The organism is Kitasatospora sp. NPDC059795, from assembly GCF_042732175.1.
In the GTDB taxonomy this organism is placed as follows: domain Bacteria; phylum Actinomycetota; class Actinomycetes; order Streptomycetales; family Streptomycetaceae; genus Kitasatospora.
In genome coordinates, this window is record NZ_JBHWID010000017.1 from 73865 (window position 1) to 87074 (window position 13210).

General features: G+C 73.6%; 14 protein-coding genes. 7 read left to right on the top strand and 7 right to left on the bottom strand.

Features of this window, described 5'->3' with window-relative positions:
- Positions 1 to 20: 20 nt before the first annotated feature.
- On the bottom strand, positions 21 to 863 hold the full coding sequence (locus ACFV4P_RS29225; protein ID WP_380476178.1) for a helix-turn-helix domain-containing protein: 843 nt from the start codon (positions 861 to 863) through the stop codon (positions 21 to 23).
- Positions 864 to 992: 129 nt separating this feature from the next.
- Here ACFV4P_RS29225 and ACFV4P_RS29230 point away from each other — a divergent pair, with 129 nt between their 5' ends.
- Positions 993 to 1361: a VOC family protein gene (locus ACFV4P_RS29230; RefSeq protein WP_380476180.1), complete on the top strand. Its 369-nt coding sequence runs from the start codon at positions 993 to 995 to the stop codon at positions 1359 to 1361.
- Between the two features lie 53 nt (positions 1362 to 1414).
- Here ACFV4P_RS29230 and ACFV4P_RS29235 read toward each other — a convergent pair whose 3' ends face one another.
- The 3 genes from ACFV4P_RS29235 to ACFV4P_RS29245 all read right to left on the bottom strand — a co-directional run bounded on the left by ACFV4P_RS29235 (position 1415) and on the right by ACFV4P_RS29245 (position 4925).
- Positions 1415 to 2194 carry a maleylpyruvate isomerase N-terminal domain-containing protein gene (locus tag ACFV4P_RS29235; RefSeq protein ID WP_380476182.1) on the bottom strand — a complete coding sequence of 260 codons (780 nt, stop codon included), beginning with the start codon at positions 2192 to 2194 and terminating at the stop codon, positions 1415 to 1417.
- A 60-nt stretch (positions 2195 to 2254) separates the two neighbouring features.
- Positions 2255 to 3319: a DUF2804 domain-containing protein gene (locus ACFV4P_RS29240; protein ID WP_380476184.1), complete on the bottom strand. Its 1065-nt coding sequence runs from the start codon at positions 3317 to 3319 to the stop codon at positions 2255 to 2257.
- 148 nt (positions 3320 to 3467) lie between these two features.
- Positions 3468 to 4925, bottom strand: coding sequence for an MFS transporter (locus ACFV4P_RS29245; RefSeq protein WP_380476186.1), 1458 nt, complete (start codon positions 4923 to 4925; stop codon positions 3468 to 3470).
- Positions 4926 to 5047: 122 nt separating this feature from the next.
- Between ACFV4P_RS29245 and ACFV4P_RS29250 the strand changes: the two genes are divergently transcribed.
- The 4 genes from ACFV4P_RS29250 to ACFV4P_RS29265 all read left to right on the top strand — a co-directional run bounded on the left by ACFV4P_RS29250 (position 5048) and on the right by ACFV4P_RS29265 (position 8186).
- Positions 5048 to 5509: a MarR family winged helix-turn-helix transcriptional regulator gene (locus ACFV4P_RS29250; protein WP_380476188.1), complete on the top strand. Its 462-nt coding sequence runs from the start codon at positions 5048 to 5050 to the stop codon at positions 5507 to 5509.
- 311 nt (positions 5510 to 5820) lie between these two features.
- On the top strand, positions 5821 to 6597 hold the full coding sequence (locus tag ACFV4P_RS29255; RefSeq protein WP_380476190.1) for a LamB/YcsF family protein: 777 nt from the start codon (positions 5821 to 5823) through the stop codon (positions 6595 to 6597).
- Between the two features lie 254 nt (positions 6598 to 6851).
- On the top strand, positions 6852 to 7829 hold the full coding sequence (locus tag ACFV4P_RS29260) for an ATP-binding protein (RefSeq protein ID WP_380476192.1): 978 nt from the start codon (positions 6852 to 6854) through the stop codon (positions 7827 to 7829).
- A gap of 63 nt (positions 7830 to 7892) precedes the next feature.
- Positions 7893 to 8186, top strand: coding sequence for a GNAT family N-acetyltransferase (locus ACFV4P_RS29265; protein ID WP_380476337.1), 294 nt, complete (start codon positions 7893 to 7895; stop codon positions 8184 to 8186).
- A 19-nt stretch (positions 8187 to 8205) separates the two neighbouring features.
- Here the strand turns inward: ACFV4P_RS29265 and ACFV4P_RS29270 are convergent, their stop codons facing one another.
- Positions 8206 to 9441: an acyl-CoA thioesterase/bile acid-CoA:amino acid N-acyltransferase family protein gene (locus tag ACFV4P_RS29270; protein ID WP_380476194.1), complete on the bottom strand. Its 1236-nt coding sequence runs from the start codon at positions 9439 to 9441 to the stop codon at positions 8206 to 8208.
- A 321-nt stretch (positions 9442 to 9762) separates the two neighbouring features.
- Here ACFV4P_RS29270 and ACFV4P_RS29275 point away from each other — a divergent pair, with 321 nt between their 5' ends.
- A complete protein-coding gene (locus ACFV4P_RS29275; protein WP_073816083.1) occupies positions 9763 to 10605 on the top strand; it encodes an undecaprenyl-diphosphate phosphatase in 843 nt (280 codons plus the stop codon).
- A 210-nt stretch (positions 10606 to 10815) separates the two neighbouring features.
- The gene (locus ACFV4P_RS29280; RefSeq protein WP_380476196.1) at positions 10816 to 11268 is read left to right on the top strand and encodes a VOC family protein; all 453 of its coding nucleotides are present in this window, start codon (positions 10816 to 10818) and stop codon (positions 11266 to 11268) included.
- A 13-nt stretch (positions 11269 to 11281) separates the two neighbouring features.
- Here ACFV4P_RS29280 and ACFV4P_RS29285 read toward each other — a convergent pair whose 3' ends face one another.
- Both ACFV4P_RS29285 and ACFV4P_RS29290 read right to left on the bottom strand, forming a co-directional pair.
- A complete protein-coding gene (locus tag ACFV4P_RS29285; RefSeq protein WP_380476198.1) occupies positions 11282 to 12271 on the bottom strand; it encodes an ArsR/SmtB family transcription factor in 990 nt (329 codons plus the stop codon).
- Between the two features lie 207 nt (positions 12272 to 12478).
- Positions 12479 to 13207: a DUF1775 domain-containing protein gene (locus tag ACFV4P_RS29290; protein ID WP_380476200.1), complete on the bottom strand. Its 729-nt coding sequence runs from the start codon at positions 13205 to 13207 to the stop codon at positions 12479 to 12481.
- Positions 13208 to 13210 lie beyond the last annotated feature (3 nt).

Sequence of the window (13210 nt, forward strand, 5' to 3'; positions counted from 1 at the left end):
CGTTCCGCCCGGCCCGGCGATCAGGAAGCTCCCGCGGCAGGCCGGCCTTCCGGCGTGACGCCGCCGGCCAGCAGCCGGCGCAGCGCGGTCGGGGTGCGGCCGAGGTGGCGGCGGGCGGTGCGGGTCAGGTGGGCCTGGTCGGCGTAGCCGAGGTCGGCGGCGAGGGTGCTGAGGCTGGTCTCGCCGGCCTCCAGGCGGTCGAGGGCGCGGGCGAGGCGGACGCGGTGGCGGTAGTGGGTGACGGTGACGCCGAGCTCGCGCGGGAAGGCCCGGCTGAGCCGGTACGGGGACGCGTCGAGCAGGTCGGCGAGCCCGAGCAGGGTGCCGGCGGCCGGGTGGTCGGCGGCGATCGCCTCCCGGGCGGCCGCGACCAGGGCGCGGTCGGGGTGCTCGTCCGTGCAGGGCGCGGGGCCGGTCGTCGTCCGGGCTATGGCGGTGGCCAGCAGCGTGAGCAGCTCCTCGGTGAGCGCGTAGTCGACGTCCCCGTCCCGGGCGGCGCGCAGCACCCGGCGGTGGGCCAGGTCGAGCGCCGGGTCGACGTAGAACGCGCCGGGCCGGTGCCGCTCGCCGTCGCCCGCGAGGGTGCGCCAGAGCGCGGGCGTGACGATGACCGCCGTGCACCGGTCGCCGCCCGCCGGGTGCGCGAACGCCTCCTCCTCGCCCGGGACGCCGAGGTAGCCGACGCTCGGGTCGAGGTCGGCGGCCGTCCCGCCGGAGCGTCGGCGGAAGCGGCCGCTCCGGACCAGCACCACCCGGTGGCCGCCGTGCACTTCGGGCGGTGACCACCGGGTGTGGTCGCTGCGGCAGGCGACGGCGCTGAGGTCGAAGTCGGGGCGGGCGGCGACGGATCGTAGCGAGAGCACCGGCGAACGGTACTCGGCGGGTCCGACAACGGGCTTGGCCCGCAAGGATGTTCAAGACCCGGGCGGGCCGGGTGGACGAGGCTGCTCCGCGAAGCCGCGAACGGCTTCCGTTTCCCGAGGAGTGTTTCCGTGTCCGTACTCACCCAGCTCGCCACCGTGTCCGTGAACTGCGCCGACCCGGTGGCCCTGGCCGCCTTCTACCAGAAGGCGACCGGCTGGCAACTCGCCGACAGCGGCGAGGATTTCGCCGCCCTCTCGGCCGGTCCGGCCGGCCCCGGCCTGGCCTTCGTGCGAGTCCCCGCCGACCGCACCCCGAACTGGCCCGAGGACGCCCCGAGCCTCCACCTCGACTTCACCGTCGCCGACCTCCCCCAGGCCGTCGCCGCCCTGCTCGCCCTCGGTGCCGGCCGCCCCGACTTCCAGCCCGGCGGCGACGGCTGGACGGTCCTCACCGACCCCGAGGGCCACCCGTTCTGCCTGGTTCCCGCCTCCGTCTGACCCTCGGCTCCCCCACCGGAGCCTCGGACCCTCGCCCGCGGCGGCGGGCGGGGTCAGCGTTCCGGGTCCCAGTCGATCAGGCGGTCGAAGACCTGGGTGTCGCCGCCGAGCTTCAGATCCTCGATCGGGAAGCGGCCGTAGAACATCAGCAACAGGTCGGACGCCGGGCCCGCGGCGGCGGCCGTGGGCGCGGCGTCCGCGGGGACGGCGACGAGGGCGGCGCCCGCGGCGGAGAGGTCGTTGCGCCAGGAACGGCCCTCGGTGGCGTGGTAGTCGGCGGTGGCGGCCTCGTGCGGCCAGGCCTCCGTGGTGGTGCACATGGTGGAGAGGAACTCCTCCACGCCGTCGAGCGCGATCCCGGCGGGCACCGGCTCGGCCGCGCCGGCGGCGAGCTGCGCGTCCCAGGTGTGCACCGAGATCTCGTGGAGCTGGCGGCGGGCGACGCCGGCGCCGGTCAGCGGCGTCTGCGACTTGCCCCACCAGCCCCAACAGGTGCGCTCCGGGCCGGCCTCGCGCAGGGCGTCCAGCAGGAGCGCGGCGGAGGCGGCCAGCCAGCCGAGCAGCGCCTCGCGCTCCTCGGGGGCGGTCGTCTCGCCGATCGGGTCCTGCTTGGCGGTGGCGGCCGGCCCGGCCGCGACGGTCGCGGCCCACGCGCGGCGGCCCTCGCCGATGTGCTGGGCGAGGTCGCGCAGCGTCCAGCCGGGGCAGGAGGGCACCGGCGCGTCGAGGTCGGGCGCGGCGGCGATCGCGGCGCGGAACGCCGTCGCACGGTCGTCGATCAGGCGCAGCAGCTCGGCGAAGCCGGGGCCGGCGAAGTCAGGGTTGTTGTCCACGCGCGGTGTTGTACCAGCCGCGCCCGCCCGCCGGACACCGGTTTTTGCCCGGCCCTGCGGTCACCACCGCATCCGGACGTCCTCGGCCCAGCCCAACAGTCCGTCCACGGCGACGAGTTGGCCCTCGTCGGTGCGGATCGTGCCGCGGTAGCGGCCGAAGCACTGGTCGGTGCGGTTGGCGAGCAGGCCGGCCTCGGTGCGGACCCGGCGGTCGTGGAACGGGGTGAAGGTCAGGTCGACCTGGTCGCTGCCGGGGGTGGTGATCCGCCAGGGCGCGAGCGGGTCGGCGGGGTCGTACTGCCAGTCGAGTTCGGCGCCGATCTTGCTGAGCCGGCCGTCCACGCAGAGCGCGTTCTCGGTGGAGCCGGTGCCGACCGTCCACTGGCCGCCGAACTGGAGGCCGACGACGTGCCCGTCGGTGCGGCCGGACGCGGCGCCCCAGTTCCAGCCGGGCGAGCGCGGCCAGCGGCCCCGGCCGTGGTCGAGCACGCCCCACGCGTCCTCGTCGAACGCGTAGCTGCGGTTGCCGAGCCGGACGGTGCCGGTGGCGGGGCGCGCGGTGTGCTTGGAGGTGTACTGAAAGCGCTTTCCGTCCCAGGGGACGACCACCGACAGTGTTTCGTGGCCGTCGGGCAGCGCGACCAGCAGGTCCACTTCGAGCCGCCGCAGGTCGGCGGTGTGCGCGCGGGCCTGTAGCCGGGTGCCGTCCTTCTCGTGCCGGATCGCCACCCGGACCTGTCGGCGGTTCGGGCGCTCGGGGCCGACGACGAGGTCCGCGCCGTGCGGGCCGCCGGAGCCGGCGATCCCCTCCGGCAGGGCGGTGGCGCGCAGCGGCAGGCCGGGGGCGAGTGCGGTGCGTTCGTGGTCCTCCAGGACGCCGTGGTCGTCCCAGGCGAGGAAGTGGACGCTGTCGAGGGTGAGGAAGTCGAGGTCGCTGACGGTCAGCGCGACCAGGTGGGTGGGCGTGGTGACACACCAGTACTCGAAGCGCTTGGTGCGTCCCCAGCCGCGCAGGTTGGCCCGGTGCAGCGGGGTCCGGGACCAGCCGACGGCGTCGGGGTCGAGCTGCCCGTCGGGACGGCACAGGTCGACGGGTTCGGTGATCTCACGCTCATGGGTCGCCATCCGCGCACCCTACTGCCGCGCCTCGGGCTCGGCCCTCTCTTTCGGATCTTGTCCTTTCGGATCTTGTCCTTTCGGATCTCGTCGGGCGAGGGCCCAAGGCCACGGGCCGCCCGCGGCTGCGGACGGCCCGTGATTCAGCACGGTCGGGCTACTTCGCGGCGGCGCCCTCTGCGGCGCCCGCGGCGACGGCCGGAGCCTCGTCGGTGGGCACGGCCTTCAGGGCGGTCGTCCGGCGGATGCCGGGGATGGCGAGGGTGACCAGACCGGCCAGCACGGCCGCGACGGCGCCGATCAGGAACGCGGTACGGAAACCGCTTTCCGACGGCAGCGCGTGGCCGTGGAAGTCGACCGTCATGTGGGCCAGCACCACGCCGATGACGGCGGAGGAGGTGGACGTGCCGATGGAGCGCATCAGCGCGTTCAGGCCGTTGGCGGCAGCGGTCTCGGAGGCCGGGACGGCGCCCATGATCAGCGCGGGCATGGCCGCGTAGGCGAACGCGATGCCGCCGCTGATCAGGCAGGAGAACACCAGGACGCCCCAGGCGTGGCCCATCAGGGCGAGCGCGGCGAGGTAGCCGCCGGTGATGACGACCGCGCCGACCAGCAGCGAGACCTTGGGGCCCTTGGCGCGCGACAGCTTGGCGGAGATCGGCGACAGCAGCATCATCACCAGGCCGGCGGGGGCCATCCACAGGCCGGCGTTGACCATCGACTGGCCGAGGCCGTAGCCGGTGCTGGTGGGCAGCTGGAGCAGCTGCGGGGAGACCAGGCTCATCGCGTACATCGCGAAGCCGATCACCACGGAGGCCAGGTTGGTCATCAGCACCTGACGGCGGACGCTGGTGCGCAGGTCGACCAGCGGCTGTTCGGTGCGCAGCTCCCACCAGCCCCAGACGGGCAGCACGACCAGCGCGACGGCGAACATGCCGAGCGTGGAGCCGGACGCCCAGCCCCAGTCGCCGCCCTTGGAGATGGCGAGCAGCAGGGCGACCAGGCCGATGGTGAGGCCGATGGTGCCGACCACGTCGAAGCGTCCGCCGGAGCGCACCGGCGACTCGGGGACGAGGGCGAGGACGGCGCCGGCGATCAGCGCGCCGAGCGCGGCGGAGATCCAGAACAGGGCGTGCCAGTCGACCTTCTCCGCGATGACGGCGGACAGCGGCAGGCCGAACGCACCGCCGATGCCGAGCGAGGAGCTCATCAGCGCCATTGAGGAGCCGAGCTTCTGCGGCGGCAGTTCGTCGCGCATGATGCTGATGCCGAGCGGGATGACGCCGGCGCCGACGCCCTGCAGGACGCGGCCGATCACCATCGGCGCGAGCGAGCTGCTGAGGCCGCAGATCACCGAGCCGACGACCAGCAGGGCGAGGCTGATCAGCAGCACCTTGCGCTTGCCGTACATGTCACCGAGTCGGCCGAGCACCGGGGTGGCGACCGCGCCGGCCAGCAGGGTGGCGGTGATCACCCAGGACGCGTTGGCGGCGGTGGTGTGGAGCAGCTCGGGCAGTTGGGGGATCAGCGGGACGACCAGGGTCTGCATCAGCGAGACCACGATGCCCGCGCCGGCGAGCACTCCGACGACGGGGCCGGTGCGTGCCTGACTCATGGGGTTCTTCTCTTCTCTACGACTCTCCGCACCTGCATATGCATGATGCACATATTGTGTACCATACATATTTGAGTCTTGCGGGATATGCTGCCGAAAAGTGACGCACGGGACGGAGGAGCATGCGGCACACCAAGGAACTCTCCCTGATCGAGCGGGAGATGATGCTGCTCAGCCGCCACCAGGTGCTCGCCACCGCCCGCACCTCCGGCAGCTCCGACAGCCTCGACCGCAGCGCCTACACCCTGCTCAGTCGGATCGAGACCGAAGGCCCGCTCACCATCGGCCAGCTCGCCGAGGCGTTCGGCCTGGACACCTCCACCGTCAACCGGCAGACCGCCGCCATGCTCCGGGCCGGCCTGGTCGACCGGATCCCCGACCCGGACGGCGGGGTTGCCCGCAAGCTGCGCATCACCGAGGACGGGCTGCGCCGCCTGCACCGCGACCGCGACTGGTCGATCCAGGGCCTGGCCCGGGTGGTCGACGACTGGTCCGCCGAGGACCTCGCCGCGTTCGCCGGGATACTCGAACGCTTCAACCGCGACATCGAGAAGATCCAGGGCCGCCCCTGGCCGCGAGCCTGACGCCCGCGCCCCTCCGCACCGCTCCCCCGCACCGCCCCTCCGCACCGCTCCCCCGGTCGCGCGGCCGACGCCCGCGCCCCTCGTCACCGCCCGCCGGCCCGGCGTCAATTCGCGCCGCCGGACGCTCCCCCGACCGCGTTGCACCCGAGCGGGTGGCCGGTGCGGCACGGGCCCGGAAACTGGCGGGTAAAACCTGTCACCCGGGGGCCGGTGACCGCCCCCGGCGAAACGATCAGGCCCTACGATCACCCCCAGGAGCGGGCACCCGGGGCCCCGGGTCGGACCGTGCGGGAAAGGGCGGGCGAGGCGAAGTGGCCGAAGCGGCGATCGATCTCAATGCGGACCTCGGCGAGGGCTTCGGCCGCTGGCACCTCACCGACGACGAAGCCCTGCTCTCGGTGGTCACCAGCGCCAACGTCGCCTGCGGCTTCCACGCCGGTGACCCCTCCACCATGCGCCGGGTGTGCGCACTGGCCGCCGAACGCGGTGTGCGGATCGGCGCCCAGGTCTCCTACCGCGACCTCGCCGGATTCGGCCGCCGCGCGATGGACGTCCCGCCCGAGGAACTCGCCGACGAGATCGCCTACCAGATCGGCGCCCTCCAGGTGTTCGCCCGCGCCGCCGGCTCCCGGGTGTCGTACGTCAAACCGCACGGCGCCCTCTACAACCGGGTGGTGCACGACAACGAGCAGGCGGAGGCGGTGGTTTCGGGCGTCCTGCGCTCCGGCGCGATCTGCGACGGCCCGCTGCCGCTGCTCGGCCTGCCCGGCTCCCGCCTGCTTGCCGTCGCCGAGGGCGTGGGCCTCCCCGTCGTTGCCGAGGCCTTCGCCGACCGCGCCTACACCTGGGCCGGCACCCTCGTCCCCCGCCGCGACCCCGACGCCGTCGTGCACGACCCCGAGACGGTCATCGCCCGCGCCGTCGGCATCGCCCGCGACGGCACCGTCACCGCCGTCGGCGGCGAGACCATCGCCGTCCGCGCCCGCTCCCTCTGCGTCCACGGCGACACCCCCGGCGCGGCCCAACTCGCCTGGCGCGTCAGGGGCGCACTGGCCTCCGCGGGCGTCCGCGTGGAGGCCTTCACCTGACCTGTCGCCGCCCGACGGCCGCCACCGGAAAATTCCTCGAACTCGTGCCGCCACGACCGCCCGGAAATGCCCCGCACGCGCCCTCCGCACCCCCTGCGCCACGCCCTCACCCCCACCCGGGACCGTGGCGGCCACCCCCCTCCGAAACCCCCCGCGCCGGGGCCCACACGCCCCCGTCGCACCGCCTCTGACCTGGCGTTTTCCCGAATTTCCCCTAGGGTTGGGGCACTGCCCGACACATCGGAGGGGAAACCGTGTCGCACACGTATGACGCCAGCTCGATCGTGGTGCTCGAAGGCGTGGAAGCCGTCAGGAAACGGCCCGGAATGTACATCGGCTCGACCGACGAGCGGGGCCTGCACCAGATGCTCTACGAGGTGGCCCAACCGGCCGTCGACGAGGTACTGCTCGGACGTGCCGACCGGGTGGAGGTCACCCTGCTGGCCGACGGGAGTGTGCGGGTCACCCACGACGGCCTCCCCGAGCACAGCCTGGAAGGGCAGTTGACGATCATGCCGAGGTGGACCTCGGCCCGTAGCGGCACCCTCGTCAGCCGGTACAGCCTCGGCCTGTACGTGGTCAACGCACTCTCCGACCGGCTGGTCGCGGAGGAGCGGCACGACGGAGTGACGACCCGCCAGGAGTACGCCTGCGGCAAGCCGATCGCCCCGCCCCACCCGGCAGGCCCGGCGGAGGGCACCGGCACGACGATCACCTTCCGGCCCGACCCGGAGATCTTCCAGCCGCCGACCTTCGACCGCGCCACCCTGTCCGAACGATTCCGCGAACTCGCCATGCTGAACCGCACCTTGGACCTCACCCTGACCGACGCGCGCGGAGACGTCCCGCACACCGAGCGCTTCCACGCCCCGGACGGCGTCCTCGACTTCCTCGCCCTCCTCGGCGGCGACCCGGCGCAGGCCGTCGTCATCGAACGCGAGGACGCCCGGATGGGCGGGACCATGGAAATCGCCCTCGCCCCGGCCGGCGACGCCGAACCGCAGGTGGCGGCATTCGCCAACTCCCACCGCACCGCCGACGGCACCCACCTGGACGGCTTCCGTGACGGAGTGACGGCCGCGCTCGGCCCCGAGACCCGCCTGACGGCGGTCGTCTCGGTGAAGCTGAACGAGCTGCACCTCGAAGGCTGCATCCGCGACATCCTCGGCAACCCCGAGGTCCGGACCTGCGTCGCCGAAGCCGTCCAACAAGCCCTGGAAGCCACCGCCTGACGCCAGCCTCAGACCTCGACCCGACCCTGCCCCGGGTCGAGGCACCGCACCTCCACCACGGCACTGTGCGGCTTCAGGCTCGGCTGCCGCCTGCTGCCGGCCGCCTGGGGGCGGGGGTACGCGACCGAGGCGGCGGTGGCGCTGGTGGAGGCGGCGTTCGCCGAACTGGACGCGGAGCGGGTGGTGGGCACCACCATGGCGGTGAACTCCGCCTCCCGCCGGGTCCTGGAGCGGGCCGGACTGCGGCACGTCCGGACGTTCTTCGAGGACTGGCCGGACCCGATCCCGGGCAGCGAGCACGGCGACGTGGTCCACGAACTCACCCGCACCGAGTGGGCCGCCCGCCGCACCCCCTGACGGCCGCCCACCGTCACCCTCAACTGTCCAGGAAGGACAGCAACTTCGCCCACCCGCCGACATGCGCAGCCTCGTTCGCCGCGGCGTCGCCGCCCAGGTCGAGCGTCGTGCCGTCGAGGGCGACCAGGGTGCCCCCGGTGGGCAGGTACGGGAACCCGGCGACGGCGTGCCCCGCGCCGGGGTAGAGCACGGCCTGCCGGTTCGGCGCGGCGGCGGTCGGGGTGCCGATCTGCCGGGCCCAGCGCGGCGCCGGCCAGAGCCGGTCCTGCTCGCCGGCGACGGCCAGGATCGAGGCGGGGATCCGGTCCAGCGCGATCGGCCCGGTCGGCACGGGCGCGCCGTTCTCGGTCCACGCCACCCCGCCCGGCAGGCCGCCGTTGACGTCGGCGGACGGCGCGTACACCACCACCCGCCGTACCAGGTCGGGCAGTTGGGCGGCCACCAGCAGGGCGAGTTCGCTGCCCCGAGAGATGCCCTCGACGGCGATGCCGCCGGTGGCGCCCGTCCGTTCGGCCAGCAGCCGGGCCGCGCCGACCGCGTACTCGACCGGGATGTTCTGGAGCGTGGGCGGCAGTCCGAGCGCGCCGAAGTAGGCGACGGCCAGCGCGGGGTGGCCGTGGGAGGCGAGCAGTGCGGCCGCGCCGACGCCCGAGTTGCCGCCCTCGGAGCCGCCGAGCAGCAGGATCGGGGTCTTGGCGGGCGTCCCGGCGGGCGGCAGGTAGAGGGTCCCGACGACGTGGTCGGTGTCGAGCTTCAGCGCGGTGGCGGTGACGCCGTCGGCCGTCCAGCGGCGGGTGACGGTGTGTTCGGCGGTGGCCGGGCCGTCGGCGGTGGCGGTGATGCGGATCGGGAAGTCGGCGCCGACAGCGGGCGGCGGCGGGGTGAACAGCGTGGTGGCGATGCCGTCGGTCGGGAGCATCGACCAGAACAGGCCCATGCCGTCGACCTGCTGGTAGGAGCCGCTGATCGGCGCGTCCCGGTCGAGGCTGACGGAGCCGCGACTGTCCGCGCGGTAGACGGCCTTGGACTGCCAGCCGTTGCCGGCGACGTCCTGGGCCTCGGCGGTGACGGTCACCTCCTGGCCCGACCGCAGGCCGCCCACCACCAGGTGCACGGGCTGGTCGGCGAGCGTGTCCTGCTCGACCGCGAAGATCACCAGCTGGTGCCGGTCCGATCCCGACGTGCAGCCCGACGAGCCGATGAGCAGCAGCGCGCCCAGGGCAGCGCCCAGGGCGCGGCGAGTTGTCCAGACCATTCTTCCCCCCGTGTCGCGGAGCATTCTGCCGCGCGAGGCGAGTGGCGTTCAAGCGCACCGACTCTCGAACTTCCGCTCCCTGCGCAGAGGTTGACTGCACGCCGGACGGCCGCCCGACCGCCACCCGACCGCCGCCCACTATTGGGGAAATCACCTCATATGTCCGATTGCTAGTTCCCCGACACCTGGAGCCCCTATCATGCGGCCACGCCGGACCGAACCCCCCAGGACAGGCCCTGGCCGCAACCGGACCACCCCACGAACGAACAGGACGGACGCCATGCTGAACCACCGAGCGATATCCGCGGGGGTAGTCCGGTGATCGACTGGTTCCACGGGGCCGTACTCGGTCTGCTGCAGGGTCTGACCGAGTTCCTGCCGGTCTCCTCCAGCGCGCACCTGCGGGTGTTCTCCGCCCTCCTCGGCTGGGACGACCCGGGCGCGGCATTCACGGCGGTGACGCAGTTGGGCACCGAGACGGCGGTGCTGATCTACTTCCGCCGCGATATCGGCGCGATCATCAAGGCCTGGGTGCTGTCACTGTTCAAGGCCGAGTGGCGACGCGACCAGAACGCTAAGCTCGGCTGGTACGTGATCGTCGGCACGCTGCCGATCGGCATCATCGGCAAGCTGTTCCAGGACACCATCGAGACCACCCTGCGCGATCTGCGGCTGATCGGCACCACGCTGATCGTCTTCGGCCTGATCCTCGCCGTCGCCGACCGCTCCCGCGCGGTCCGCAACGCCCGCCCGATCAGCTCGCTGACCTTCCCGCACGCGCTGATCTACGGCGCGGCCCAGGCGCTGGCCCTGATCCCGGGCGTCTCCCGCTCCGGCGGCACCATCAGCGCCGGCCTGTTCCTCGGCTACAGCCGGGAGGCGGCCGCCCGCTACTCGTTCCTGCTGGCCATCCCGGCCGTGCTGGCGTCCGGCGGTCTCGAACTGCTCAAGATCGGCGAGGGCCCGGCGCCCGCCTGGGGCCCGACCGTCCTGGCCACCCTGATCGCCTTCGCGGTCGGCTACGCGGCCATCGCCTGGTTCCTGAAGTACATCTCGAACAACAGCTTCATGCCGTTCGTGATCTACCGGATCCTGCTCGGCATCACCATCATCGGCCTGGTCGCCGCCGGCGTCCTCACCCCGGACGCGGGCGCGGCGCACTGACCCCACCCGCACCCCCGCGAAAGGGGCGGGCCCCCGAACCACCGGGCGGCCCGCCCCTTTTCCGTACCCCTACCGCCGCGCACCCTCCCCACGTACGTCCGCCCGTCGGCGACCGGTCGGCGGGGCTTCCTCGCATGACGCGGCACGGCAGCCGACACTGTCAACGTGCCTGTTTGTTAATCGATCTGATGTGCGATTGGATCCGGTGGCATGACACTCGCTTGGAAACTGGTCGTGGACAGCACCGACGCCTCCGCCATCGCCGCGTTCTGGGCCGCCGCCCTCGAATACGAGCGGGAGGACCCCACCGCCCTCATCGACTCGCTGCTCGCCGCCGGCCGCCTCCCGGCCGCCGCGGTCCGCGAACACCCGGACGGGCGCAAGGAGTTCCGCGGCTACGCGGCCGTCCGCCACCCCGAGGACCCGTACGACCCGGTCTCCGGCATCGGCAAGGGCCGCCGCATCCTCTTCCAGGACGTGCCCGAGCCCAAGGAGGGCAAGAACCGCCTCCACCTCGACATCCACTCCGACGGCCGGCTCGAAGCCACCGTCGCCCGCCTGGAGTCCCTCGGCGCCACCCGCCTCAAGGAGCACGACCAGGGCCCGGTCGGCCACTGGTGGATCATGCTCGACCCGGAGGGCAACGAGTTCTGCGTCGCCTGACGCCCCGCTGTCCTCACAACTCCGAGGCGCCGTCGGCGAGATGGTCGCCCAGCGCAGTCCGGTGGTAGAGCACGCGGCGGCCGACGCGGGTGCGGTCGACCAGGCCGGTGTCGCGCAGCACCGCGAGGTGGCCGCCGACGGTGCCGACGGACTGGGCCATCAGGGCGGCGAGTTCGCTGGTGGTGGCGGGCGTGTCGAGGTGGCGGAGGATCACCGCCCGGCCGGCCCCGATCAGCCGGGCGAGCGCCCGGGCACCGCCGGTCGCGCTGCCGGTCGCGCTGCCGGCGGTGCCCGTCCCCCGCGCGGGATAGACGAGGGCGTGCGGACGGCCGGGCACGTGGCACAGCCAGGAGCTGCGGCGCGCGCTGACCGGAACGAACAGCATCCCGTCCGCCCCGACCGCCCGATCGTTCCCGGGCCGGTCGCCGAACCGGATGGCGTCCGCGCCCACCCACGCGCTGCGACGGTTCATCAGGTGCAGCGCGCGCGGCCACCCGTGCGCGGCCAACAGTCCGGCCCGGTGGGTGACGTCCCGCTGCAGGACGGCCCGCCGGGCGGGCCACTCGGCGGCCAGGTGGGTGTCCCAGACGCTGCGGAACAGCTCGGCGGCCCGCGCGCCGTGGCCGCGCCCGGTGCACCAGTCCAGGTGCCCGTCACCCGCGCTGTGCGCCAGTGACAGTCGCAGGGCCTCCCGCACCACCTCGTCCGACACCCGTGCCACCTCGGCGAGTTCGGACTCCAGGGTGGTCTCCATCCCGCCGCCCGGCGGCAGTGCCAGGTGGTCCGGCAGGTGCTTGCTCGCCGACATCAGCCCGACCAGCCCCCGCGCGTACGGGTCCGCCCGCAACCGGGCGTGGAACTCCACCCGGTGCCGGGCGTGCCACTCCGGATGCCACGAATCGGCTGCGGGACGGGCGAGTTGGACGATCGCCGCCAGCGTCTCCGCGAACGGCGACAGCGCGAACCGGGAGCGCGTCAACGCCTGCGCATCCAACCGCAGCATCACCACGGCGAACCCCCGCCCTTCCCCAGGTTTCGGTGAACGGCGAAACGATAGAGCCCCGGCACCCGCGCCCGCTCACTCTGCGGGTGCTTCCACCACTCCTTCACCACTCGGGCCTCCGCCCGAACCCGCAGCGGCCAACGGGCAGCACTGCCAAAGGAGTTGCCACCGACTGCGGCAGCAGCACGCGACCGCCGGCCGCAGGCCCTAGCGGCGGGAGCGGCGGCGCACCAGCAGGGCGATCACGGTGCCGAGCACGGCCACCGCGACCAGACCGCCGAGGACGATCGTGGTGGTGCTCTCCCCGTTGTCGTCGGACTTCGCGACCGGGTCGGACGAAGCCGACGGCGAAGCGGCCGCAGGGGCGGTGGCGACCGAGGAGACCGAGGCCTCGGCGGCCGGCGCCGAGGACGAGGGCGAGGGCGCCGCGGCGGGCAGTGCGCTGGCTCCGGCGGCGGCCGGGCGCAACGCGAGCGCGGGGGCGGGGTGTTCGGGCTTGGCGTCGCCCTGCGCGAGTTCGATCCACCGGTCGGTATGCCCGTCCGAGTAGTCGACCAGGGTCTTGAACACCACCGAGGCGGCGGCGGGGAGTTGACGGATCTTCACGCTGTACTCGGCGGCCGCGCCGGGCGCGAGGGCCGGGCCCTCGACGGCGAAGCCGTCGGCGGTGGGCGTGAACTTCCAGCCGTCGGGGGTCGCGACGGAGCTGACGTCGGCGGGGGCGAGCCCGGCGGGCAGCGTGACCTTGACGTCCTTGATGCCCGCCGTGGAGGACTCGCCCTCGACGGAGAAGGTGACGGTGGCATCGACGGCGAGCGCCTGCGCGGTCGAGGAGTTGACCTCGACGTGGGCACTGGCGGCTCCGGCCGCTCCGAGGACCAGCCCGAGGCTGAGCAGGGCGGTCAGGGCGTGGCGAGGCGCTCGCGGTCGCTGCATGGG